Annotated in this window: 20 protein-coding genes; 17 read left to right on the forward strand and 3 right to left on the reverse strand. The window is 43.5% G+C overall.

Annotated features, from left to right (window positions below; genetic code table 11):
- Window positions 1-9: 9 nt before the first annotated feature.
- The 16 genes from DSM08_RS04015 to DSM08_RS04090 all read left to right on the forward strand — a co-directional run bounded on the left by DSM08_RS04015 (window position 10) and on the right by DSM08_RS04090 (window position 19,243).
- Window positions 10-1,494 (forward strand): RagB/SusD family nutrient uptake outer membrane protein, encoded by a 1,485-nt coding sequence (locus DSM08_RS04015; protein ID WP_149524950.1) that lies wholly within the window; start codon window positions 10-12, stop codon window positions 1,492-1,494.
- A gap of 43 nt (window positions 1,495-1,537) precedes the next feature.
- Complete coding sequence (locus DSM08_RS04020) at window positions 1,538-4,216, forward strand: c-type cytochrome (protein ID WP_246172441.1); 2,679 nt, start codon at window positions 1,538-1,540, stop codon at window positions 4,214-4,216.
- A gap of 11 nt (window positions 4,217-4,227) precedes the next feature.
- On the forward strand, window positions 4,228-5,292 hold the full coding sequence (locus DSM08_RS04025; protein WP_187773971.1) for an aldose 1-epimerase family protein: 1,065 nt from the start codon (window positions 4,228-4,230) through the stop codon (window positions 5,290-5,292).
- 20 nt (window positions 5,293-5,312) lie between these two features.
- The gene (locus DSM08_RS04030; RefSeq protein ID WP_149524952.1) at window positions 5,313-6,524 is read left to right on the forward strand and encodes a cupin domain-containing protein; all 1,212 of its coding nucleotides are present in this window, start codon (window positions 5,313-5,315) and stop codon (window positions 6,522-6,524) included.
- A 25-nt stretch (window positions 6,525-6,549) separates the two neighbouring features.
- Complete coding sequence (locus DSM08_RS04035) at window positions 6,550-7,587, forward strand: sugar phosphate isomerase/epimerase family protein (protein WP_149524953.1); 1,038 nt, start codon at window positions 6,550-6,552, stop codon at window positions 7,585-7,587.
- Between the two features lie 23 nt (window positions 7,588-7,610).
- A complete protein-coding gene (locus DSM08_RS04040) occupies window positions 7,611-8,771 on the forward strand; it encodes a Gfo/Idh/MocA family protein (protein WP_223110861.1) in 1,161 nt (386 codons plus the stop codon).
- 24 nt (window positions 8,772-8,795) lie between these two features.
- Window positions 8,796-9,596 carry a 3-keto-disaccharide hydrolase gene (locus DSM08_RS04045; protein ID WP_149524955.1) on the forward strand — a complete coding sequence of 267 codons (801 nt, stop codon included), beginning with the start codon at window positions 8,796-8,798 and terminating at the stop codon, window positions 9,594-9,596.
- 47 nt (window positions 9,597-9,643) lie between these two features.
- On the forward strand, window positions 9,644-10,486 hold the full coding sequence (locus DSM08_RS04050) for an EboA domain-containing protein (protein ID WP_149524956.1): 843 nt from the start codon (window positions 9,644-9,646) through the stop codon (window positions 10,484-10,486).
- A gap of 8 nt (window positions 10,487-10,494) precedes the next feature.
- A complete protein-coding gene (locus tag DSM08_RS04055; RefSeq protein ID WP_149524957.1) occupies window positions 10,495-11,475 on the forward strand; it encodes a TatD family hydrolase in 981 nt (326 codons plus the stop codon).
- A gap of 15 nt (window positions 11,476-11,490) precedes the next feature.
- The gene (gene eboC / locus DSM08_RS04060; protein ID WP_149524958.1) at window positions 11,491-12,360 is read left to right on the forward strand and encodes a UbiA-like protein EboC; all 870 of its coding nucleotides are present in this window, start codon (window positions 11,491-11,493) and stop codon (window positions 12,358-12,360) included.
- A 13-nt stretch (window positions 12,361-12,373) separates the two neighbouring features.
- A complete protein-coding gene (locus DSM08_RS04065) occupies window positions 12,374-13,555 on the forward strand; it encodes a 3-dehydroquinate synthase (protein ID WP_149524959.1) in 1,182 nt (393 codons plus the stop codon).
- Window positions 13,542-14,756 carry a metabolite traffic protein EboE gene (gene eboE / locus DSM08_RS04070; protein WP_149524960.1) on the forward strand — a complete coding sequence of 405 codons (1,215 nt, stop codon included), beginning with the start codon at window positions 13,542-13,544 and terminating at the stop codon, window positions 14,754-14,756. The genes DSM08_RS04065 and eboE overlap by 14 nt, the downstream gene beginning before the upstream one ends.
- 7 nt (window positions 14,757-14,763) lie before the next feature.
- Entirely contained in the window at window positions 14,764-16,122 is a 1,359-nt protein-coding gene (locus DSM08_RS04075; protein WP_149524961.1) for an alkaline phosphatase family protein, read from the forward strand.
- Between the two features lie 78 nt (window positions 16,123-16,200).
- Window positions 16,201-17,154, forward strand: coding sequence for a Dyp-type peroxidase (locus tag DSM08_RS04080; RefSeq protein WP_149524962.1), 954 nt, complete (start codon window positions 16,201-16,203; stop codon window positions 17,152-17,154).
- A gap of 123 nt (window positions 17,155-17,277) precedes the next feature.
- Window positions 17,278-18,042, forward strand: a complete 765-nt coding sequence (locus tag DSM08_RS04085; RefSeq protein WP_149524963.1) for a phosphatase PAP2 family protein — start codon at window positions 17,278-17,280, stop codon at window positions 18,040-18,042.
- A 118-nt stretch (window positions 18,043-18,160) separates the two neighbouring features.
- Window positions 18,161-19,243 (forward strand): GntR family transcriptional regulator, encoded by a 1,083-nt coding sequence (locus tag DSM08_RS04090; protein WP_246172443.1) that lies wholly within the window; start codon window positions 18,161-18,163, stop codon window positions 19,241-19,243.
- 85 nt (window positions 19,244-19,328) lie between these two features.
- Here the strand turns inward: DSM08_RS04090 and DSM08_RS04095 are convergent, their stop codons facing one another.
- Window positions 19,329-19,895, reverse strand: coding sequence for a DUF4136 domain-containing protein (locus DSM08_RS04095; RefSeq protein ID WP_149524964.1), 567 nt, complete (start codon window positions 19,893-19,895; stop codon window positions 19,329-19,331).
- Window positions 19,896-19,952: 57 nt separating this feature from the next.
- Window positions 19,953-21,590, reverse strand: a complete 1,638-nt coding sequence (locus DSM08_RS04100; protein WP_149524965.1) for an NAD+ synthase — start codon at window positions 21,588-21,590, stop codon at window positions 19,953-19,955.
- A 59-nt stretch (window positions 21,591-21,649) separates the two neighbouring features.
- Between DSM08_RS04100 and gldB the strand changes: the two genes are divergently transcribed.
- Window positions 21,650-22,681: a gliding motility lipoprotein GldB gene (gene gldB, locus DSM08_RS04105; RefSeq protein WP_149524966.1), complete on the forward strand. Its 1,032-nt coding sequence runs from the start codon at window positions 21,650-21,652 to the stop codon at window positions 22,679-22,681.
- Window positions 22,682-23,341: 660 nt separating this feature from the next.
- Here gldB and DSM08_RS04110 read toward each other — a convergent pair.
- Entirely contained in the window at window positions 23,342-23,956 is a 615-nt protein-coding gene (locus DSM08_RS04110; protein ID WP_149524967.1) for an FKBP-type peptidyl-prolyl cis-trans isomerase, read from the reverse strand.
- Window positions 23,957-23,999 lie beyond the last annotated feature (43 nt).

A 23,999-nucleotide genomic window follows, 5' to 3' on the forward strand; every position in this document is an offset into this window, starting at 1 on the left:
GCGAACGTCATGAAAATAAAATATATCATATTAAGTCTCGGGATTTGGAGCCTAACGTCTTGTAACCATTTACTAGAGGTTGATCCCTATACGTTTTCCAGTGGTAATACATACTATGAAAATGAGGCTCAGGTTCTCCGTGCTGTAAACGGCGTTTATGGACGTCTTCAGGGGCTTCATACTTCCGATTTTTATGCATTAACTGAAATGCGTGCGGATAATACCAATTACCAATATTCTGAATCCGACCGTGGCGCTCAACAAAGAGAAGAAATAGATGAGTTTTTGATCACCTCGTCGAACAACTTTGTGAATACTGCTTGGGCGAATCTCTATGGGATTGTCGCTCAGGCCAATGTAATTTTAACACGTATCGATAATGTTACTTTTTCAGATGATAAATTGAAGGATAGGTACGTTGCGGAAGTGAAATTTCTTCGATCTTTTGCGTATTTTCATCTAGTTCGTTTGTTTGGAGAAATACCACTACATACTGTGGAGGTAACGAGTCCTCAAGGAGCTTTTACCGATGGAAAAAAATCATCTGTGGATGAAGTCTACAATGTTATTATTGAAGATTTAAAGCGTGCAGCCGATGTCTTACCTAAAGAATACCCTACTGCAGAAGTAGGTCGTGCTACGCGAGGAGCAGCATTGACAATGTTAGGCGATGTTTACCTAACGCGCAAACAATTTCCTGATGCTGTTACCGTGCTAAAGGAAGTTCCTCTGCTAGGATATTCATTAATGAGCAATTATGGTGACTGTTTTGATCCTTCGACAAAGAATAATGCGGAGTCAATATTTGAAGTACAATATGATCACTCGATTGAAGGAGAGAACAGTAATTTCATTTACATGTTCGGTCCGCGTGACGCAAGAGTAAAATTAGTCGGATTTACAGGAACGCTTGGTGCAAGTAATATTCCGACGCCGAGTATCTATAATGCTTATGAGCCCGGAGATAAACGGAAAGATCACTCAATCGCTTTATTCGATGATGCGACGAATTCAAAATATCCAGAGGCAATAGCATTCGGTGGGAAAATGCCTTATATCAAAAAGTTCTACCATCCGCCTTATCCTGAAAATGGACGTTCGAATGAAAATTGGCCTGTCTATCGATATGGTCATGTGTTGCTGATGTTGGCTGAAGCCTACAATGAGACCGGGTCGGGTGACCCTTATATCCATCTAAATGCTGTCCGTGCGCGTGCAGGCTTGACTGCATTAAGTGGGCTGTCGCAAGCGACACTTCGAGAAGCTATAGCAAATGAGCAAAGAGTGGAAGTTGCATTCGAAAATCAGCGCTGGTATCAATTACTCAGAACAGGGAAAGCAATAGAAGTGATGAAGGCGCATGGTGAAGCGGAAAAAAATAGATTAACGAGACTGAGTAGCGCTTCATATAATGTTCAAGAATACATGCTACTTTATCCAATTCCAAATCGTGAGATCCAGTTGAATGGCATCAGCCAAAATCCTGGGTACTAAACGATATAAGCTGTTATAAACTTAATCAACATATTAAACCACAATGATAAGAACTAATAGAGCACAATTGTATTTGTTTTCCATGTTTTTGCTTTTCGCAGCGGGGGCTTGTAAGGGGAAAGAGGAGCCAAAGGTAGTGGATACTAACCCGAAAACAGAGAAAATAACCTTGCCTGAAGGATTTGCCATCGAGCATATTTACAGCCCTTCGGACAATGAAAACGGGTCATGGGTGTCGATGACATTCGATGATAAAGGTAGAATGATCACTTCCGATCAGTTTGGAGGGTTATTCCGAGTAGAGCTGCCACCATTAGGATCAGACTCGACGGTCAAGCCTAAGATTGAGCCTATTGAGTTTCCTGTCGAAGGACCTCCCTTAGCAGATACCACCAAGAAAAAAGTAGGGATGGGCTTTGCTCAGGGTTTATTGTGGGCATATAACAGTCTTTATGTGATGGTCAATCATAAGCCGAACGATGAGTTAAAGAAAGGTTCTGGTTTATACCGACTACAGGATACAGACAACGATGATAAATTAGATAAAATTACCGAAATCTTGTCGCTTGATGGATCTGGCGAGCATGGCCCGCACAGCATTGTATTGGGACCAGACTCAGCAATCTACATTGTCGCTGGCAACTTCACGAAGGTTCCGGAAATGGATGCCTATCGTATAAAACCAAATGATAGTGTCGATAACCTTATTCCATTAATTCTCGATACGCATGGTCATGATTCGGATTCTCATAACTCCGGTGGCTGGATTGCGAAGACCGATCCGGAAGGAAAGCACTGGGAGTTGATTTCCGCGGGATTCCGTAATCCGTTCGATATCGCATTCAACAATGAAGGCGAATTATTTACCTACGACTCAGATATGGAGTGGGATTTCGGGATGCCTTGGTATCGCCCGACGCGTATCTTACACGTAACGAGCGGCTCGGAATTCGGTTGGAGAAAAGGGGATGCTAAATGGGACTCACGATTCTTAGATAACCTTCCAGCCGTATTAAATATTGGTCAGGGTTCTCCGACCAACTTTATTAACCCAAGCCAAGCGAAATTCCCGGAAAAATATAGAAATAGCTTGTTAGCCTTCGACTGGAGTTTTGGTATTATCTACGCCTTAGAACTGAAATCCGAGGGTGCCACCTATACGGCGAAGGCCGAAGAGTTTATCTCCGGTTCGCCGCTTCCATTAACCGACGGGGTAGTGGGGCCAGACGGCGCTTTATACTTCCTAACTGGCGGGCGCAAGCTTGATTCGGATTTATACCGTGTTTATTACAAAGATCAGGATAAGGTAAAAGCCGAACTGAAGAAAAAAGATCTTCCGGAATTGGTGAAGTTACGTCGTGAAATTGAACAATATCATCAAGCTTCAGCGCCAGGGACGGCCGAAGAGATTTGGGAATACTTGGGTCATGAAGATCGCCATATCCGTTATGCGGCACGCGTAGCGTTGGAACACCAACCGCTCGCTTCTTGGCAAAATCTATTGTTTCAGGAACGTAACGTCGTTCGTTTAACGGAGGCTATGGTTGCTGCTGCGCGCGTAGGGGATGCTTCCTTGCAACCACGAATTATGGCTAAGTTAGCGACGATTCCCGTGGATAAGCTTACTCCACGCATGTTGGAGAATTTGACCCGCGTGTATGAGATTGTTATTGCGCGTATGGGCAAACCTACAGAAGAGGCGAGTCGGGCGCTAGCAGCGAGTTTAGAGCCGCTCTATCCTGCAAAAAGCAATAGCCTGAACAGACAATTGTCGAAATTGTTATTGGCCTTGAATTCTGAATCAGCCGTGAAAAAGTCTTTAGATTTATTAGCGAATGCAAAGGATGATACGACGGAGACCAACTTCATGAGTTCTTCGGACTTGATCTTGCGCAACCCTCAATATGGATTAGATATCGCCAATATGTTGGCAAATATTCCGCCTGCACAACAAATTTTCTTAGCGACCGCTTTAAGCGATTCCAAAGCCGGCTGGACGCCGGAACTGCGCGAGCAATACTTTAGCTGGTTCTACAAAGCGTTTGGATTCAAAGGTGGAAATTCTTACATCGGTTTTATCGATAATGCTAGAAAGAAAGCTTTATCTCATGTGCCGAAGGATCAATTGGCCATGTACGGTAAGATGTCGGGAGACTCTTTGTTGAATCAGAAGGGGACACGCCTAGCTGAGAATGTGGTTCCACCAAAAGGACCCGGCAGACAATGGGAAATAGATTCGGCCTTAAAAGTGGTAGAAGAAAATACGGGCGTTCGCGATTTCAAACGCGGTCAGGAATTATATATCGCTGTGAAATGTGGCTCCTGCCATACGATGAAGGGCGAAGGCGGTTCGGTTGGTCCAGACTTGACGCAATTGGGTACCCGTTTCTCGAAGCGCGATATGTTGGAAGCGATTATAGAGCCTAGCGAAGTCATCTCCGATCAGTATGAATCGAAAGTATTCAATATGAAAGACGGTACTTCCGTGTTGGGACGATTGATGAGCGAAAATGAGAAAGCTTATGTCATTTCTCAAAACCCATATGCTCCGCATGTAACGAAAGAGCTGGCGAAGAAAGATGTTCAGGATATCAAACGTTCGGAAGTATCGATTATGCCTCCTGGAACTTTGAATACGATGAGTCCGGACGAAGTGAAGGATATCATGGCGTATCTGATGTCGGGGGGAAATGAGAATGCAGAAATATACAAGAAGAAATAAAAGATAAGATCGTGGATTACTCGAATAAGGATTGGTTAGACAAAGTATCGCATACGTCACAGGTAGGCGGGATTGAAACCTCTGTTTTAGACAATGGATTGGGTCGCGGTTCTCGTATTGCCTGGATCAACACGGGCGCCGGATTACGGTTCAAAGTGCTTTTAGATCGCGCTATGGACATTGCTGATGCGGCATATAACCAATATAATTTAAGTTGGATCAGCCGATTGGGCGTCACACCGCCACAGCCACTTTCCGATCGTGGAGTCGATTGGTTGCGGACCTTCGGCGGTGGCTTACTAGTTACCTGCGGTTTGACCCATGTGGGCGGTCCGGAAGAAGATGAATTCGGTCGTCGTGGTCTGCACGATCAAATCAGTAATACCCCGGCAGAAATTATACAGGTAAAACAACCTGACGTGATCAGTGGCGATCGAGAAATGTTTATTACAGGCATTATTAAACAAGGCCACCCCCTAGGTACCAACATCGAAATGAAACGCACCATCCGTTGTACGCTAGGCGAGCCTACATTACACATCGTTGATGAGATCATTAATGTCGGCAATATTGATACTCCTCATATGATTTTATATCATTTCAATTTTGGGTGGCCTTTAATTGATGAAGCTACAGCGTTGCTGTGGGAAGGTGCTTGGACAGCTCGTGAGCAAGGCGAAGCCAACAAGATATTTAAGGTAGGAGAGTCGTTTAAACGCTGTCAGGCTCCTCGCAACGACCATAAAGGCAGCGGTGAAGAGGCTGCTTTTATCGATATCGCTGCTGATGCGCAGCATATGAGCCATTGCGCGATCTATAATGAAAAATTGGGTTTAGCGCTGCGCTTATCGTTCGATAAGCGTCAATTGCCCTGGCTTACGAATTGGCAGCACTGGGGCAAGGGGGAATATGTGACGGGCCTAGAACCTGGAACCAATCCTCCGGTGGGCCAGCAGAAACTGCGCGAGCGCAAGGAACTTATCATGCTGAAGCCCCACGAAAAAAGAACCTACGAGCTAACCATACATTTATCGGATACCGCCGCAGGTATCGAAGAAATTATAAACAAGAATTAATCAACATAAACATAAATCCAATGGCAAATATTGAAAAGGCTTTTGAGCAAGGAAAAGGAGTATTAAGGTTAGCACCGAATTGGGTGCCGAGATCATTTTGTGTACCTGGTCGTCGCATTAAACTTCATCCTGATGATTATTATGTGCTAGGGGGCGAACGTGGAGGGATCGATGAGCGTTGGTTTTCATCTACAACGCCAGCAAAGAACGGCCCTTTGACCGGGGAGTTCGAAGGCTTAAGTTTTGTAGTATATGAGGAAGATGGCAAGACGGAGCAAATCTTGTTGTCGGATTTTGTAAACGAATTGAAAGGCCGCCTTATTGGTGACCGCTTATGGGATGAGTATCAAAGCTGGCCGATGTATTCGAAGTTTTTTGATAACATGGGTCCACTGCCTCATCACATTCACCATAACGATGAGAAAGCAGCGTTAATCGGTCAGGCAGGTAAGCCCGAGGCATACTACTTCCCTCCGCAGCTGAACAATCATGGCGGTGATTTTCCATATACCTTTATGGGGATTGCGCCAGGCACGTCAAAGGAAACGATCAAGGAATGTTTAGAGAATTTCTCTAAAGGAGATAATAAAATCACCAATTATTCTCAGGCATACCGCTTGGAGCCGGGTACCGGTTGGGATGTTCCTCCGGGACTATTGCACGCGCCGGGCAGTATGTGTACCTACGAGCCACAAAAAGCATCCGATGTGTTCGCGATGTATCAATCATTGGTCAATGAGGCGATTATTGACGAGGAGTTGTTATGGAAAGGACTTCCGGAAGATCAACGCGGGAATTACGATGGTTTGATGGATATTATTGATTGGGATTTGAACGTTGATCCGAATATGATGCAGAACCGCTTCATGGCGCCGATTCCGGTAAAGGATGAAGGAGAAATGGAAGCAGCAGGCTATAGTGAGAAATGGATTTGCTATAAGTCTGAGGCATTTTCAGCGAAGGAATTGACGGTTTTTCCGGGGCAGAAAGTATTGATCCAAGATGCTGCCGCTTATGGTCTAATTATGATGCAGGGTTATGGTAAGTTGAACGATTGGACGATTGAAACGCCATCGTTGATCCGTTATGGGCAGCTAACGTATGATGAGTATTTCGTGTCTGAGGAAGCCGCAGTAAAGGGAGTTTGGATTGAGAACCATTCGCAGGTAGATCCGATCGTGATGCTGAAGCACTTTGGCCCGAACAATCCGGACTTAGTCATCAAGAAATAAGTAAAAGACCTTAAAAACATATGTTATGAGCAAGAACAATTTTCCAAAATTACACAATGCGACATGGCCTGGAATCGTGGGTAAAGGCGATCATGAGCCAATTATTTCATTAGATGAATTACTTGAAAAGACCGCTGCTGCGAATGTAAATGGGGTTAAATTTGATGGGGTAGACTTAGGTCTGTTCGATCCGCACGTAAAATTAGATACTTCAGATGATCATATTTCCTGGGTTGTCGACAAAATCGGCGGCTATGGACTAGATATTGGGACTTTAGTAGCGCCGATCTGGCCACCGGATGGAGGTTCAGCTATGGGCTCGCAAGAAGACCGCGACCGTTTTGTCGATGTGGTAGAACGCGCTGCAGAATTCGGTTATAAATTGCGCAAACAAGGAATTCGTACCAACAATGTGATTCGTATAGACTCGGCTTCAGGTGTCGAGGATTGGGCAAAGAATCCTTTAGAGAATACGAAGCTTATTGCGGAGACTTTCCGTCGAGCATGCGACGCTGCTGCTGAATATGGGGAGCGCCTTGCTGCGGAGGGTGAGATCTGCTGGGGCGGGATGCAAAGCTGGAAAACCATGTTGGATACATTAGAAATGGTGGATCGCGATAATATCGGCTTCCAGGCAGATATGTCGCATACATTTTTGTATCTATTGGGCTACAATGCGCCGGAAGACAGAATACTGAAAGCCGATTTTGAATGGAGCGATCGGGCGGAATTAGAGCGCGGCTTACAATTCCTGACATCGAAGTTGCGTCCTTGGACCATTGATTTCCATGTTGCTCAGAACGACGGCACGGTGTTCGGTTCAGGCTCCCATGATAAGACGGGGCGCCACTGTTTGCCTACGGATCCGAACGGAAGATTAGATATCGTGAAAGATGCAGGTTACTGGTTGCGCGATGAGCAAGGTAATTTGACGAAAGCGTTCAATCATATCTGTTGGGACGGCTGTATGTTCCCGAATGAGGTGATGCATAAGCAAGAAACCTGGAACTCTATTTTAGAGACGCTAATCAAAGTGCGTGATCAACATGGTTGGTCTGAATAATCAACAGTAAATCGACAAGTATTATGAGTAAGAAAGAATTAAGAATTGGATTAATAGGTTGTGGTTTCATGGGAAGAACCCACTCCAACGGATATAGACGCTTACCTAATTTCTTTCCTGATTTAGGATATACGCCGGTTTTAAAAGCGGTTTGTTCGCGCAGTGAAGATAAGGTAAAGGCTTTTGCGGAGCAGTGGGGTTATGAGTCGTACGAGACGGATTGGCGCAAGCTTATCGAGCGTGACGATATTGATGCGGTTGACATCTGTACACCGAATAATATGCATTTCGAGATTGCTGTTGCTGCGGCAAAGGCGGGGAAGATGGTACTTTGTGAGAAGCCTTTGTCCAGAACGCTGGAAGAAGGAAAGCAAATGGTAGACGCGGTGGAATCGGCAGATGTAAAAAATACGGTATGGTATAATTATCGTCGATTGCCTGCTGTGACCTTGGCAAAACAGATTGTTGACTCGGGCAAATTAGGAAAGATATTCCACTACCGGACCAACTTCCTACAAGATTGGACAATCAACGAGAACCTACCGCAAGGCGGCCGTGCTTTTTGGCGTATGGACGCGGAGGCTGCAGGTTCTGGGGTTACAGGCGATTTATTAGCGCATTGTATCGACTTGGCGATGTGGCTGAATGGTGGAATCAAGGATGTATCGTCGGTAACGGAGATTTTCGTCAAGCAGCGTATGCATGAGGAAACAGGGAAGATGGAAGACGTGAAGATCGATGATGCCTGTATTTTCCATTGCCACTTCGATAATGGCTCCCTAGGACTCTTTGAGTCTACACGTTATGCTAGAGGGCATAAGGCTTTGTTCACTTTTGAAATCAACGGAGAAAAAGGATCCTTACGCTGGGATTTACATGATCTGAACCGATTGGAGTTCTTCGATAATGCAGATGACTCTACCGTTAGAGGCTGGCGTTCTATCCATGTGACGGATGGCGATCAACCTTATATGAACAAGTGGTGGGTACCGGGTTTATCGGTTGGCTATGAGCACTCGTTCATTCACCAAGTTGCAGACTTTTTAGAGAGCGTAGAAAAAGGCGAGGAGTGTCATCCTACGTTCCGTGATGCCTATGAAACACAGAAAGTCTGTGAAGCGGTTATCTCCTCGGCAAAAAACAGACGCTGGGAAGAAACGGACGTCGAGTGGAAAAATAAATAAGTAATCGATCTATTAAGCTATACGATGAAAAAACTAAAAAACCTAGCCTATAGCAGCATGTGCCTGAGTGCCCTGCTGCTTGCTACAGCCTGCAATGGCAATACGAGCGAAAAGAAAGCAGAAGTAGGGCAGGATAGCACGATTCAAGATTCTGAAGAGCAGGGTTTTGTTTCCATGCTTGATCAAAATAGCCTGAATGGCTGGGAGGGCGACTCGACGATCTGGTCTATGAAAGAGGGTGTGTTGTCGGGCGAAATAAAACCAGGAGCCGAGCTAAAGAACAATACTTTTCTTATCTGGAAGGGAGGTGAGCCGGGTGACTTTGTGCTGCGTGCGAAGTTTAAGATTTCGGATAAGGGAAATAGCGGGATAAATTACCGTAGCGAGCGCTTTACGGAACTACCCTATGCCTTGAAAGGTTATCAGGCGGATATCGACGGCAAGAAGAACTACACCGGGCAGAACTACGAAGAGCGCAAGCGTACGACTTTAGCTTATCGCGGTGAGCGCACAGAGATTCGCGAGATCGAGGATGGACTTGTTGCCGAAGCAAAAGGTAATGCCTGGACAAACAGGAGGGTCTTGGATACGATCGATAATTTAGAAGCGCTGAAGAATGCGATTAAATCGGAAGATTGGAATGATATCGAAATTGTTGCAGAAGGGAACAAGCTTTCTCATTTTGTAAATGGTAAATTGATGAGTGAAGTCATTGACAATGACTCGAAAAATAAAAACGATAAAGGTTTGATTGGTGTCCAAGTTCACGTGGGTCCGCCAATGAAAATCGAGTACAAGGATATGCAGATCAAAATCCTGAAGTAGGTTTGGATTTGATGTGCAGAATTGCTAATATTGAATAAACCTAAGCAATGAAAACTACCGACAAAGTAACTGAAAGACTATTTCAAGTGCTTTCTAATGAAGAGAAGGCATATTTAGAGCTGAGCACCCAACAAATTCAAGACGATTACAAGAAGCACTTTGTCCGTATTTTTTCCACGCTGAATAGGCGTTTATCCTTTGATACGCGCGAATCCTTAATTAGCATTCCTGCAGAAGATACCGATAAGTTGTTGATAGTGAACTGGAGCGTTCTGAAGCTTGCACGGGTATGGTTGCTCGGGCAGATTTCCGATGATGAGGCTAGCTATCAACAATTTATCAATAGATTATTCGAGTTCGCTGATATGCATGAACTCGAAGCACTTTATGCGGCACTTCCCTTGCTCGACTATCCGGAAAGCTGGATAGAAAGATGTAAGGAAGGTATCCGCAGTAATATCGGAACGGTTCAGGAAGCGGTCATCGAGCATAACACGTTTCCCTTTTTATACCTAGATGAGGATTCCTGGAATCAGTTGGTTCTGAAGGCATTCTTTACCGGGAAGAAGATTTTGAATATCCACGGATTATTTGAACGAAATAATAAATCATTAGCAGACTCCATCGTCGACTATATCTATGAGCGACACTCTGCAAAGCGCGAGATCCATCCGATGTTATGGATATTAGCGAAAGAGCATCTGCCGGCACGCGCATTGGATATCCTGATGGAATCTTATGAGCAGGAAGCAGATGAGACCAAGAAATCAATCCTGCTTCAATCTTTGTCAAGCAATCGTGAGCAGTTAAGCGACTCGTTTAAGTCGGCTCATGCGCAAGCGTTGGAACAAATTTCTCCAATAGAAGAAGTATTGGAAGCATATAAATAAAAAAGCCTATGTGTACTGAATTGAATAGAGACTTAGCCAGTATGGGTAAGCCTATCCCATTGGAATTGGATGTGATAAAAGGGATGAAATTTGTTGATCCGCATATCCATATGGTTTCCAGAACGACTGATGATTACCAAGCCTTGTTTGATGCCGGTGTTCTACTGGTCATCGAGCCAGCTTTTTGGGTGGGGCAGCCGCGAACGGGTCTTGATACGTTTAAAGATTATTATAGCAGCCTGATCGGTTGGGAGCGATTCAGAGCATCGCAGTTTGGCATTCGCCATTTTTGTACGATTGGTTTGAACTCCCGTGAAGCGAACAACGAACCGCTCGCAGAGCAGGTGATGGAATTATTGCCGCACTTTATCTACAAAGAGGGGGTATTGGGCATCGGTGAGATTGGTTTTGACGACCAGACGGCAGCTGAAGAAAAATATTATAGAGCGCAATTGGAATTGGCTAAGGAGGCGAATGTACCGGTACAGGTGCATACGCCGCATCGCGATAAAACACGTGGTACACTGCGTAGCATGGAAATTGCTTTGGAGCATGGCTTAGACCCACAAATGATCATCATCGATCATAACTCTGAGGAGACGGTTAAAGATGTTCTGGATCGTGGTTTCTGGGCTGGTTTCACTATTTACCCATTTACGAAAATGGGAAATGAGCGCATGGTGGATATCGTGAAGACCTACGGCGCTGAAAACATCATGGTAAACTCGGCGGCAGATTGGGGGATCAGTGATCCTTTGGCGGTTCCTAAAACCGCGGCGCTGATGTTGCAGAAAGGCATTGACCGGGAGAGCGTGGAGAAAGTGACCTATAGCAATGCAATCGAAGCATTCGCCGTGGCTAATCATTTGGATTTAGCAACACTCAATGAAACATTGAATGCTGACCCTACTGCGAAGTTTGAAGGAAATACCATCTTGCGCGGCGGACAACAGCCACGCTTAAATAAAGGTTCTATTATTATTTCATAAGGCAGAAGAGAAGATATGAAGGCATGGATGCAGTTGATTAGACCTTCAAACGTGTTGACCGCTATTAGCGATGTGTTGGCAGGCCTTGCTATTGCTTGTTTGTTTATGCAGCAAGCATTACCATCCTGGGATGTCATCCTGAATATAGTCGTTTCTAGCATGCTGCTCTATACAGGGGGCATCGTATATAATGATGTTTTTGACGCGAAATTAGATAAGATAGAGCGCCCTGAGCGCCCTATTCCGTCGGGGCGCATCGATATATCATCTGCGGCAATTTTTGGTGCTGTAGCCTTTATTATTGCTTGCTGGCTGGCCTATCAGGTTAACATGACCTGCTTCTACATGGCATTGGCTATTGTGCTGATGTGCTTAGTGTATAATGGAAAGGCGAAACATCATTTCGTTTTGGGTCCTATTACGATGGGGATGTGCCGCGGTTTAAACCTGTTGTTGGGTTTTGCGGTTATTCCAGATTCGCTTTCCTATTGGTATCTCGCTTTTGTGCCGCTCATCTATATTGCATCGGTTACTAACATTTCTCGCGGGGAGGTGTATGGAAATAATAAAACTGCCATGCAGGTTTCCTTGGGGCTATATTTGTTGGTTGTCGCTACGCTGTGTTATTTCGCGTGGCGGAGCGGATATGCCTATGCTTTTCTTTTTATCGCTGGTTTTGTTGCCATGATCGCGAGACCTTTATTTAAAGCTCTAAGAACACTAGCGCCTATGGATATTCGGCAAGCCGTTAAGTTTGGGGTTTTAGCCTTGATCTTAATGAATGCAAGTTGGATTGCTTTGAGCGGTTTTTGGATTTTGGCTTTGGCTGTCTGTTGCATCCTACCGGTCTCAATTGTTTTAGCAAAGAAGTTTGCTGTCACCTAATTATTTTTAACGTATGGAACGTGTGTTAAAACAAGGCTTTAACATAGATTTTTCTTATAATATCTATTTCACAGTGGGCATTTTTGCCCCACAAAATAACTTGCTTCGGGATTTCTTCTTTCAACGTAGAAATCCGGATTTTAAGCAAAAGGTCCTTTTCGTTGTAGACCGTGGTGTTTGGGAAAACCACCCAGCTTTGGCGGGACAAATCAAGGATTATTTTGAGGATTTGGACGACGTTGTTCTAGCGGGGGAGCCTTTGATATTGGCTGGTGGCGAAGTCTGCAAAAATAATCCGGAAGCTTTGGAGTCTATCGTGCAGGCAATCGATGATTACGGCGTCGATCGACATTCTTATGTCGTTGCTATCGGCGGCGGGGCAATTCTGGATTTAGTGGGCTATGCCTCTGCAATTTCCCATCGTGGGATTCGTCATATCAGAATTCCGACGACGGTGCTTTCGCAAAATGATTCGGGTGTTGGAGTAAAGAACAGCGTAAATTATAAAGGAAAGAAGAACTTCCTGGGAACTTTTACACCACCTGTCGCAGTATTCAATGATTATTCGTTTTTATCTACATTGGATAATAGATCTTGGTTGGCTGGGATTTCTGAGGCGATCAAAGTTGCTTTGATCAAGGATCTGGATTTTTATAACTGGATACAGGCTCAAGCGGATGATCTACCGCGCAGAGATTCTCAATCCATGAGCGAGTTGATATATCGCTGTGCAGATTTGCATTTAGAACATATCAGAAATGGTGATCCATTTGAGTTGGGATCTTCGCGTCCCTTGGATTTTGGGCATTGGAGTGCTCATAAACTGGAGCAGCTAAGTAATTTTGAGGTGCTACACGGCGAAGCTGTGGCGATAGGGATAGCGATCGACGTCGTTTATTCTTACCTTATTGGCAATCTTTCGGAGCATGAGGCGCTTTCGGTTGTTCATCTGATTCATCATCTCGGATTGCCGGTATATCATCCGATCCTATCGAAACCGGAAGGAAAACAGCAGTTGATCAAGGGTCTGACGGAGTTCCAGGAACACTTGGGCGGTCGCCTGACTGTCGTTCTATTAGAGCGGATGGGTAAAGGCAAGGATTACCATCAGATTGATACGGAATATGTGCTACAGGCGATTGATTTTTTAAGTGAGTTTCAACAAGCATATAATCAATTGGATGAAGTTAGCTAACACACATATTTCGTATTGCACGAATATACACCCAGGACAGGATTGGCATTCGCATTTTGATCAGTTGCGGACGCATGTTCCTGCGATCAAAGAGGCTGTTTCTCCAGATGCTCCCTTTGGCTTAGGTCTGCGTATCTCGGCAGAAGCGAGTGAAGAATTGTTGAAGCCTGAATGCTTGCTGGAGTTCCAGCTATGGCTGAAGCGTAATGATATTTATGTTTTTACGCTGAACGGTTTTCCTTTTGGGGATTTCCATGAGAAGCGGGTGAAGGATATGGTTCATTTTCCGGATTGGACGAGCAAAAAGCGGAAGGACTATACGATCTCCTTATTTAAAATCTTGGCGGAGCTGATACCGGATAAAGGAGAGGCGGGGATTTCAACATCGCCGCTTAGTTATCGTTTTTGGTTTGATGAGTCGGCCGAGGAATGGCGGACGATGCGGCATGAGGCCACACAGCAGATTGTGGAGGTCGCAAACTTTCTGTATCAGAAGGAAATTAGCACAGGGAAGTATATGCACCTGGATATAGAGCCTGAACCTGACGGTGTACTTGAGAATGTGGATGAGTTTATTGCTTGGTATCAGGAAGAACTATTGCCAGCAGCGCGCGCATATTTTGAGAAGGTGGCGGGTTTGGATGCAGAGCAGTCAAAGCACATCATCAATCGATATATTACACTTTGTTATGATGTTTGTCATTTTGCACTGGCATACGAACAGCATCCGGAAGCAATGAAGCGTTTGGAAAAATTGGGAATTAACATCGGTAAGTTCCAGATCAGCTCGGCGCTGAAGGTACAGTTTACTGATGATGTTGCCGACAGGCTTCATAAGCAGAAGGTGCTGGAGGAATTTGATGAACCGATCTATCTTCATCAGGTTATCGCTCGTGATAAAAAGAATGAATTGGTTAAGTATCGCGACTTAATGGATGCGCTGCCCCATATCGAGAATCTGGATCAGGTAGAATGGCGCAGCCATTTCCATGTGCCTATATTCTTAGAGCAGTATGGCGAAGTGTCTTCCACACAGCAAGATATATTGGAGGTCTTAGCTTTGCATAAGGAGAAAGAGCGGTCGCGACATTTGGAAATAGAGACTTACACCTGGGGGGTGCTGCCTCCATCTTTGCAGATTCCGATTCAGGATTCAATAGCAAGGGAGTTGCAATGGTTATTAGACGAGTTAAAAGATTAACATAGAGATGAATAGAGTTTGCGTAATAGATGTAGTTGGTTTATCACAGTCGGTACTTGGCGAATACACGCCTTTTTTGAATGCTTTTGTAAAGCGTAATCATTTAGGGGATATTAAACCAGTAATGCCGGCATTGACAACTGCGTCGCAGACGACATACTTAACAGGCACGACGCCTAGCGAACATGGGATTGTGGCAAATGGTTGGTACGATCATTCGGCTTCGGAGATACAGTTCTGGAAACAATCGAATAAGCTGGTGCAGGCGGAGAGCATTTGGACGACCGCGAAGAAGCGCAATGCTGACTTCAGTTGCGCTCAGATGTTTTGGTGGTACAACATGTACAACGATGCGGATTATTCGGTTACACCACGTCCAAATTACCTAGCAGACGGCAGAAAGATGCCCGACTGCTATGCTTATCCTGCTAGCTTGCGTGACGAGCTGACGGAGAAGTTTGGTAAATTCCCTTTATTTAATTTTTGGGGACCAAATGCAAATATTGTTTCCTCCCGTTGGATTGCCAATTCGGCCATGTATGTGGAGGAGAAGCATCAGCCCACATTGAATTTGATTTATCTTCCGCACCTGGATTACTGCTTACAGAAGTTTGGTCCAGATCAAGAGAAAATCAAAAACGAACTGTTGGAGATCGATAGCCTTGTGAAAGAGCTAGTGGAGTTCTTTGAAAGTCGAAATATTGAAGTCATTCTTCTTTCGGAATATGGTATCGCGGCGGTTGATCAGCCGGTTCATATCAATCGAGCGCTTCGAAAAGCGGGACTTTTGGGGATTCGTATGGAGCGAGGTTTGGAGTTGCTCGATGCAGCGGCGTCGGATGCTTTCGCGGTATCCGATCATCAGATTGCGCATGTTTACTGTAAATCGAAAGCCATAGAGACCAAGGTTAAAAACCTGCTGTCAAGCTTGGATGGGGTGGATAAAGTATTGGATAAAGTAGAACAGAAATCCTATGGTATGGACCATGAGCGTTCCGGCGATTTACTAGTACTAGCAAAGCGGAATGCCTGGTTTACCTATTATTTCTGGGAGGACGATGCGAAGGCTCCAGACTATGCGCGCATGGTCGATATTCATAAGAAGCCCGGCTACGATCCTGTAGAGATGTTCATGACCTCGAAATCTAGGGCAATCTTTAAGCTTTTATTGAAAAAGATTGGGTTTCGTGCGGTATTAGATATTACGCCATTGGATGCCAACCTGGTCAAAGGTTCGCATGGAATAGTGGATGTAGAGCGGCAATATTATCCAATATGGATCAGTAAGGACAAGTTTGAAGGTTCTCTGGAGCCTACAGCAATAAAGGAGATTATTCTTAATAAAATCTTCGGAACGGATCAGTAGAATTCAAAAGTTCGGATCAAAACATTGATGCCGTTTATTCGTTGTTGAAGCAGATGGTTTTTAGATTAAGAATTTCCTATGGCTGTTAATAAGTCTTACAGTGCACATCATGCACAAAATGTCACCGATTATCCGAATAATAATACCTTTTTCCTGGTTTGGAAAATGCGTACATCCTTGGCACTTCCTGAAATTAAAAAGAAGTTTCAGCGTATCTGTGCGTTGGTGATCAATTTGAATAATTCCGCATTGGATCGCTTTCCGGACGCAAAGGCTAGCGTCGTTTTTGGAATCGGACATGACGCTTGGCAAAGTTTAGATTTACCAAAGCCCCTCCCAAAAGAGCTCAAGAATTTTGAGGCTATAGCCGGCGATAAGCATGTAGCGGTATTTACGCCTGCTGATTTTCATTTTCACATTCGCGCTGACGAAAAGAGCCTGGCTTATGATATGGCGAATACGATCAGTTCTTTTATGAACGATTTTGCAGACTGTATTGTTGAAGTGCAGGGCTTCCGTTATTGGGATAGTCGTTCGATATTAGGATTTGTAGACGGCACGGAGAATCCACATGGCGCCGATCGGGATTACTTTGCTATCGTTTCAGGTGAGGATCCGGCGTATAAAGGAGGGAGTTATCTGTTTGTTCAAAAATATGTCCATGATTTAACTGCCTGGAATGCACTCCCCATTGCTGAACAGGAGAAAGTAATCGGCCGCTCGAAAGATATGGATATCGAGATGAGCGATGAGGAGAAACCTGCCAACTCGCATAGCGCACTGGCGAATGTCGGTGATGACTTCAAGATTGTTAGGGATAATATGCCTTTCGGTACAGTAAGTTCCAATGAGATGGGTACCTATTTTATCTGTTATGCCAGCACATTTACGACTGTAGAGAAGATGTTGAGGAATATGTTTATCGGAAATCCTGCCGGAAACTACGATCGGATATTAGACTTCAGTACAGCGAAGACGGGAAGTTTGTTCTTCGTTCCATCTTTAGAAATGTTAGATGAATTTTCGGGATAATTCTATCTTCCAGCATACAAATTATACAGGTTGACGAATCGCTACAAATGTTAAAATCTTTAACTTTTGTTTGCATATTTTTTATTGAATAATTGCGTTAATTTCTGTTAGAAAAACAACATCATGCTGCGAATTGGATTCATCTGCCTACTAATCTTTCTTGACGTTTGTCATGCTCAGGCGCAAATAGTAGACCATATAGATTCTAGTAGGATACTACTCGATGATCCTGCTTATCATTTCCACTACAAGAAGCTAATTATTCCTACTGTTTTTATTGGATACGGGGTTGCCAGTTTGATAAGCCCCAGTTTAAAAGAATTGAATAGCTCCACGCGCTACGAAACGAGAGAGCATATCACGGTGGGTGCTGTTATTGATAATTACATGCAATATGCGCCTGCAGGGGCTGTTTATGGACTGAACATATTTGGCGTTAAAGGAAAGCATAATCTTAAAGATCGAACGATGATATACCTCACCTCGCAAGTCTATATGGGCGCGATGGTGATCCCAACGAAAAGGTGGGTCGGAGAGATTCGTCCGGATGGATCGAATACAAGATCATTTCCATCGGGACACACCGCGACAGCCTTCTCATCTGCACAGTTTCTATTCCATGAGTATAGAGACAACAACTTCTGGCTGAGTATATCCGGCTATCCTTTGGCTGCAGCGACAGGCATCTATAGAATATTCAATGACCGACACTGGGTTGGCGATGTTGTTGCTGGTGCCGGCATAGGAATACTATCTACAGAACTCGCTTATTGGACCTATCCCATGACATCGCAATTGTTTAATAGGAAACATCACAACTCGACAACATTTATCAGTCCGTATTATCAAGATCATGCCTTGGGCGTACAATTAGCGAAAGTATTTTAAACAGCTATCGCATGTAAGGGCAGGATAGATTAACAAATGGCATAGGTTAATTTTAGGGTTCCAATGCTGGCTATTCCTTAAATATAGTCGCTAAGTAAAGTATTTTATCTATATTAGAATGCAACATAAAGAGAACCTGACTTATTATAATGCCGATCCTATGACCAGTAAGGTGACAGACTTTCTGAAAACCATTCAAATAAGTGATTTTTCGGCCACTCCGAAATATCAACAGCTAGCATCTGCGATTATTGATGCGGTGAAGAATGGCACCCTCGAAAAGGATGATATGTTACCATCGATCAATGAGCTCAGTGTTTATGTCGATATTTCTCGAGATACCGTTGAAAAAGCCTATAAATTTTTAAAGAATTCTGATGTTATTGCTTCTATACCCGGCAAAGGGTACTACGTTGCTACAACGGATGTGAAGCAACGCGCCAAGATTGCGATGTTGTTGAACAAATTGAGCGCGCATAAGAAGATTGTCTACGACTCATTTGCAAACGAGCTAGCGGATGAAGCCGCTTTGGATTTATTCGTTTATAACAGCGACATTACTTATCTGAGGACCCTTTTGGGAAATTTGACCAAAACTTATGACTATTACGTTCTTTTCCCACATTTTAAAGAGGGTAGAGATCAGGCGTCTGAGATCATCAATAAATATATTCCCAGAGAAAAGCTGGTGCTTTTAGGTAAGTATATCGAAGATATTCAGGGGGAGTTTGCTGCAGTTTATGAGAATTATGAAAAGGATATCTATTGTGCATTGGAAGAAGCCTTGCCGGCATTGGCCAAATATGCGACAATCAAGTTGATATTCCCGGACAATAGCGATTATCCGAAAGCTATTATTAAAGGTTTTTATAAGTTTGCTCAGCAGTATGCATTTAATCATTGTTTGGTGAGCGAACTTGACAAGGAGCGTATTACTGTCGGAACCTGCTATATCAATATCGCGGAAGATGATTTGGTAAAGCTGTTGGATAAGATTATCAACAAGAAGCTGCAGATAGGGCAGGATGTAGGCGTGATTTCCTACAATGAAACGCCGCTTAAGAAATTTATTCTAAACGGTATTACGACAATATCAACGGATTTTGAGATGATGGGAAAGATGGCTGCAGAGTTAATTATCAATAAATCAAAAGACCATGTCGAAGTGCCATTTTATATTAATCAGCGGCCTTCAATCTAAGGGCGGATAAATAAAATAGATAAGGGGCAGTCTATATCGGCTGCCCCTCTTTTTTATAAAAAATCTAAAAAAATCTTTGCTCAAACTACTTCAATGGATATTCGTTGAAGATACCTTCCACAACTTTCGGAAGGTTATTGATTGCTTTTTCTGGCGTTCTAATCTCACCAGAACCTCTCGCTTGCCATACCACCGAATTTGTCTTACGATCTACGGCTTCTATGATAACGTGAGAGTAGCGGAATTTCTCTTTTCCAACCGGGTATGAAGGACCACCGCCATACCATCCCCAGCCCCAACCCCACGGACGATACATGCCCCACGGGCCGCCCCATCCGTAGCTATGGCTGTAAACCATGCGACTTTTGTTGTTCACAATCGTCACGTAACGAAATAGAATATCTGGGTTTTCTTTAGAATAAGTTAGTCCACGTGCTTCAATCTGCTTATTTGCAGTCGAGATAATGTTGCTACGTGAAATATCATTCGTGAAATAATTCTTTGAAAGGGAATCCACAGGAGGCAACCAACCATAGGTTTTATACTGTGAGAAATCTAAATTTTGCACCCTCGTAGTATTATACTTATAGGATGAACAGGACGCTAAAAATAACGCGACCCCGGCAATGAATGTAGACAAAAGCGATTTCATAATTCTACTCTTTTTCTCTTTGACTATGCTAAACGTTAAAGGTTTAAAACCAGTTTATTAAAAAGGATATTTTGCAACCAATGGCATTGCTCTGCCTGATCCAAAAGCCTTCGGGCTGACGCGCAATATCGGTGGAGCTTGAAAGCGCTTGAACTCTGCATTGTTTAATAGCTTGGATATTCTTTGCACCAATGCTTCCTCGAAACCTAGGTTTACCAGCTCGCTGGCGGATTTTTCCATTTCAATCAGTTGAAATAAGATGGCATCCAAGATATCGTATGGTGGCAAGGAGTCTGAGTCTTTCTGATCAGGTCTCAGCTCTGCCGATGGCGGTTTAACGATTGTATTAATGGGAATAATTTCTTGATCTCTGTTGATGTAGTTTGCCAACTGATAGGCCTGCGTTTTATACACATCGCCAATAACGCTAATGGAACCGGTCATATCGCCGTATAAGGTTCCATAGCCTACGGCAGCTTCGCTTTTGTTGGAGGTGTTGAGCAGGATGTTTCCGAACTTGTTGGAGATTGCCATCAGGATAGTTCCTCTAGCTCGAGCTTGTATGTTCTCCTCGGTCGTATCAGGCGCTTTTCCCGCAAAAGTATCCGCTAAACCTGTTTCAAACGCATTGGCTATATCCTTAATCGGCACGATTTGATGTGCACACCCCGTATTCTTTACAAGATCTAATGCATCCTTCAATGAGTGATCGCTAGAGTAAATCGAAGGCATCAATACGCTCAAGACGTTCTCCGCGCCTATCGCTTCGCATGCGAGTGCCGCGACTAACGCTGAATCTAACCCTCCGGAAAGTCCTAGGACAGCTTTTTTGAATCCTGATTTTTTGAAATAATCGCGAAGTCCCAAGATTAGCGCATCGTGAATCAGCGCAATTTCACTCTTCGTAGAAATAGTAATTGTTCGTTCTGCTGTTAAATCTTTTTCAAGCTCAACAAACTGCAAATCTTCGTCAAAAGCATTTAACTCTTCAATGATTTCTGCTTTTCTATTGAATGCAAGCGATCTGCCGTCAAAGATAATATCAGCATGCGCTCCGACCTGATTGACATAGATCAGCGGTGCATTTGCCTTAATCACATTGCGGCTTAAAACATTCTTGCGGCTTTCAAAGTGCGTATAAGAAAAAGGCGAAGCGGCAATATTGATAATCAAATCTGGATTCTCTTTCGCTAGCTCCAGCATGATATCGCCTACATAGGAATTCGGCCCGTCATCATCCCAAAGGTCTTCGCATACGGTTAATGCGATGGTCTTACCTCGGAAAGGAATGCAATTTACTTGCTTATTAGGTTCGAAATAGCGGTATTCGTCGAATACATCATAGTCCGGCAGTAAACTCTTCTTTACGGTTTGCGAAACATTTCCATCTTCCAGGAGCAAGGCAGCATTGTATAGCGCTTTGCCTTCACCATCTTGATTACGAATAGGTGCACCAATGATACAAGCAATTCCCTGACAGGCATCTGCTATGGCTGCAATGCTCTGCTCACATTGGGTTAGATAGGAAAGGTTTCGTAATAAATCTTTTGCGGGATATCCTCCAATTGCTAATTCTGCAAATACAACTAAATCTGCCCCAGCAGACTTTGCCGTCTGTATTGCTTGAATTATTTTTTGGTTATTCGCTTCAAAATTTCCGATATGGTAGTTAAGTTGTGCTAACGCAATTTTCATGTGGCTGAATTTATTGTAAATTTACTAAATAATTTTGTGTATCACTAGCGTATAACTTGATGAGCCGTACTTTAAACAAGCTATTATCGATTCTGTTTCTTTGTTTTTTTATTCTGTCCTGTCAATCGAAAAAGGAAAAGCCTGATGTTTCTTCCATACCTGTGGATATTAAGATCGAAAGATTCGATCGTGAGATTGCAGCCCTTAAGCCCAATGAGATACAAGTGAAAAATACGGAATGGCAGCAGAAATACAATCCCTTCTACGCTGACTACATGCAATATATGCTGAAGGTCAGCGATCCTCGAGACTCGATTTATTTAAAGGAAATTTTAAAGGAAGTCATCCAAAAGAAGGATTTCATCGATTTAGCGGCGGCAATCGGGAAGAAATATCCTGATCTAAAAACACAGGAGGAAGAGCTTACACAGGCTTTTCGCTATATCAAGCATTACTTTCCCCAATATGAAGTCCCTCGTATAATTTCTTTTTTCTCTGGTTTTGAAGTACAGGTGCCGATTGGAGAGAAATATATCGGGGTAGGGCTCGATATGTTCCTAGGTAATGATTCGCCTTTTTACCCTGCCTTAATAGGCTCCATCCCCTTATACGTTTCGCGCCGATTTACTGCTGAAAATATCACTCCTCGCATCATCGAAGCCGTGATCCGCGAAGAGTTATTCCCTGTTCGGGATGCCGACGTCAATACGCTTCAGCAGATGATCTACCACGGAAAGGTCTTATACGCGATGGATCAATTGACGGAAGTACCAGACTCCCTAAAAATAGGATATACCTCAGCGCAGCTAGCCTGGGCTCAGCAATATCAAAAAGACGTATGGCAATGGTTTCTGCAAGAAGACCTCCTCTACAGTACCGATTACCTGCGAACTCAGAAATACTTTACCGAAGCACCCTTCACACCAGAACTAGGGAGCAATAATGAGTCTGCTCCTAAATTAGGAAGCTATATCGGTTGGCAGATTGTTCGAAAATATATGAGTCGACATCCCGAAAAAACATTAATCGATCTTTTAAAGACCGAAAATGCGCAGGAGATATTGGAAGATTCTAAGTTTAAGGGGGGCTAGTAGATATTAGACATTAGAGTATGTGTCTTGTATCAGGAAAGGAAGGAAATTTGTCTTGAACCAGGAAAGCAAGGATTTAAGGATTGACAGGATCGGGTATTGTGACATATGAAGGGGGCGATTGTATTTTTTATAGGAGACGTTTAGTGAAACGTCTCTACGCGGTTCGTCATGATCACCGCCTATATAGTCCAAAATTGTATAGAAGCCAATTGGACGCCAATGCGTAGAGACGTTTCACTAAACGTCTCCAACATTACCAATCCTTACATCCTTCCTTTCCACCCGATCCTGCCAATCCTTGTATCCTTTTTTTCCTGGTTCAAGACAAATTTCCTTTCTTTCCTGACACAATACTCAAATTGTCTAAAATCTAATGTCTAATATCTTAATACTAACTAATAAGTACTACTCAAACCCATTTCAAACCCAATCTAAACCCAATTATAACCCCAATCATAACCGTCTCAGAAGGGGTTTGATATGGGTTTGAATAGAGTAAAGAAAAGCTTATGTAGCAAGCAGGTTTGAAGCCGCTTAGGGTGAGATCCTTGAAAGGAGACTTTTGAGCGCTCGGATTATTCCTAAAAGAAAAAAGGGGCTGTCCAATCATATGGACAGTCCCTTCTCTTTCAATATCTTTGTTTCAATAAATTATTATTAGTTGAGTTTTACTAAGTTGCTTACTTCAATAGTAAATACTAATGGCGAGTCAGCAGGGATTTTCACTTTGCCATCTTTGTCTTTCTGCTCTTTGTTATCATAACACCATGGTGATGGAGCCACAAATCTAATTTTTTGACCTTTTTGCAATCCTTTTGGTGTCAATCCTGGAAAATAATCTACACCAGCGATAGTCACCTTTTGAGGCCAGAATGCGCGCTCAAATGCTTGTAACCATTGTCCTCTACCAATCGTCATTTCTGATGTACTTGATGTTTCGTCGAAAACTGTACCGTCAAGTAATTCTCCTTTATACTTTACATCGGCTTTAACCGGCACGAAAGAGTATCCTGATAGAACGTATTCAAAAGACTCGTCGATAGCTGGCGTGATCACCTCGTACCACATTTGAAGCGAATCGTTATAGATCGGATTTTCGAAATTATCTTGTGCCCATTCCGCTAAGATTGGTTTTTGCGCTCTAAGAGTAGAATCAATACGTGCTCTTTCTTTTTCATAATCAATACCTGGCGTTGGATCATCATTCTTCATACACGAGCTCACGGAAACAACGGCCAATAAAGCAATAAGTAAAATTTTAAAGTTTTTCATAATGTGTTGTGAATATCTGTAATGCTAATGTAAACGTTCGAAT

The sequence above is a fragment of the Sphingobacterium hotanense genome (assembly GCF_008274825.1).
GTDB lineage: Bacteria > Bacteroidota > Bacteroidia > Sphingobacteriales > Sphingobacteriaceae > Sphingobacterium > Sphingobacterium hotanense.

Excerpts from the sequence above, each read along its gene's own strand:
- DSM08_RS04045 (WP_149524955.1), top strand. The coding sequence starts at position 8,796 with ATGAAAAAACTAAAAAACCTAGCCTATAGCAGCATGTGCCTGAGTGCC.
- DSM08_RS04035 (WP_149524953.1), top strand. The coding sequence starts at position 6,550 with ATGAGCAAGAACAATTTTCCAAAATTACACAATGCGACATGGCCTGGA.
- DSM08_RS04110 (WP_149524967.1), bottom strand. The coding sequence starts at position 23,956 with ATGAAAAACTTTAAAATTTTACTTATTGCTTTATTGGCCGTTGTTTCC.
- DSM08_RS04015 (WP_149524950.1), top strand. The coding sequence starts at position 10 with ATGAAAATAAAATATATCATATTAAGTCTCGGGATTTGGAGCCTAACG.
- DSM08_RS04065 (WP_149524959.1), top strand. The coding sequence starts at position 12,374 with ATGGAACGTGTGTTAAAACAAGGCTTTAACATAGATTTTTCTTATAAT.
- eboE (WP_149524960.1), top strand. The coding sequence starts at position 13,542 with ATGAAGTTAGCTAACACACATATTTCGTATTGCACGAATATACACCCA.
- DSM08_RS04080 (WP_149524962.1), top strand. The coding sequence starts at position 16,201 with ATGGCTGTTAATAAGTCTTACAGTGCACATCATGCACAAAATGTCACC.
- DSM08_RS04075 (WP_149524961.1), top strand. The coding sequence starts at position 14,764 with ATGAATAGAGTTTGCGTAATAGATGTAGTTGGTTTATCACAGTCGGTA.
- DSM08_RS04030 (WP_149524952.1), top strand. The coding sequence starts at position 5,313 with ATGGCAAATATTGAAAAGGCTTTTGAGCAAGGAAAAGGAGTATTAAGG.
- DSM08_RS04100 (WP_149524965.1), bottom strand. The coding sequence starts at position 21,590 with ATGAAAATTGCGTTAGCACAACTTAACTACCATATCGGAAATTTTGAA.
- DSM08_RS04085 (WP_149524963.1), top strand. The coding sequence starts at position 17,278 with ATGCTGCGAATTGGATTCATCTGCCTACTAATCTTTCTTGACGTTTGT.
- DSM08_RS04090 (WP_246172443.1), top strand. The coding sequence starts at position 18,161 with ATGCAACATAAAGAGAACCTGACTTATTATAATGCCGATCCTATGACC.
- eboC (WP_149524958.1), top strand. The coding sequence starts at position 11,491 with ATGAAGGCATGGATGCAGTTGATTAGACCTTCAAACGTGTTGACCGCT.
- DSM08_RS04040 (WP_223110861.1), top strand. The coding sequence starts at position 7,611 with ATGAGTAAGAAAGAATTAAGAATTGGATTAATAGGTTGTGGTTTCATG.
- DSM08_RS04095 (WP_149524964.1), bottom strand. The coding sequence starts at position 19,895 with ATGAAATCGCTTTTGTCTACATTCATTGCCGGGGTCGCGTTATTTTTA.
- DSM08_RS04050 (WP_149524956.1), top strand. The coding sequence starts at position 9,644 with ATGAAAACTACCGACAAAGTAACTGAAAGACTATTTCAAGTGCTTTCT.
- DSM08_RS04055 (WP_149524957.1), top strand. The coding sequence starts at position 10,495 with ATGTGTACTGAATTGAATAGAGACTTAGCCAGTATGGGTAAGCCTATC.
- DSM08_RS04020 (WP_246172441.1), top strand. The coding sequence starts at position 1,538 with ATGATAAGAACTAATAGAGCACAATTGTATTTGTTTTCCATGTTTTTG.
- gldB (WP_149524966.1), top strand. The coding sequence starts at position 21,650 with ATGAGCCGTACTTTAAACAAGCTATTATCGATTCTGTTTCTTTGTTTT.